General features: G+C 47.0%; 1 protein-coding gene and 1 pseudogene. One reads left to right on the top strand and one right to left on the bottom strand.

Going from position 1 to position 491, the window contains the following annotated elements:
* Positions 1-78 (bottom strand): hypothetical protein (locus tag AC6CWS_RS26480; RefSeq protein ID WP_223602338.1); only part of this gene is annotated, 78 nt, incomplete at its 3' end.
* 31 nt (positions 79-109) lie between these two features.
* On the opposite strand from AC6CWS_RS26480, the pseudogene AC6CWS_RS26475 reads away from it, so the two are divergent.
* Positions 110-337 (top strand): annotated as a pseudogene (locus AC6CWS_RS26475) (tyrosine-type recombinase/integrase); the annotation flags it as partial.
* Positions 338-491 lie beyond the last annotated feature (154 nt).

The following is a 491-nucleotide window of genomic DNA, read 5'->3' as shown; positions in this document are numbered from 1 at the left end:
CCAGTTGGTGATTTTGAACTTTTGCTTTGCCACGGAACGGTCTGCGTTGTCGGGAAGATGCGTGATCTGATCCTTCAACTTAGCAAAAGTTCGATTTATTCAACAAAGCCAAGAGCATATCGTTCCGCTTAGTCGGCATGTGATGATTTTGTTTGCCTAGTTAAAGCAGATTAGTGGTGATAAAGAGCTGCTTTTTCCGGGGGATCACGATGCAACTATGGTCATGAGTGAAAACACGGTAAACAGTACATTACGTGCAATGGGATATGACACGAAAACCGAAGTCTGCGGGCATGGGTTCAGGACGATGGCGCGTGGTGCACTCAGTGAGTCAGGGTGATGGAGCGATGATGCGATAGAACGACAGTTGAGCCATTTAGAGGCTTTGTTGAATAAATCAGATTTCGGGTAAGTCTCCCCCGTAGCGGGTTGTGTTTTCAGGCAATACGCACGCTTTCAGGCATACCTGCTTTCGTCATTTTGTTCAGCGC

The organism is Klebsiella sp. M041 (genome assembly GCF_059759695.1).
The sequence above is the reverse complement of the archived record's forward strand: the minus strand, read 5'-3'. Positions and strand labels throughout refer to the sequence as shown.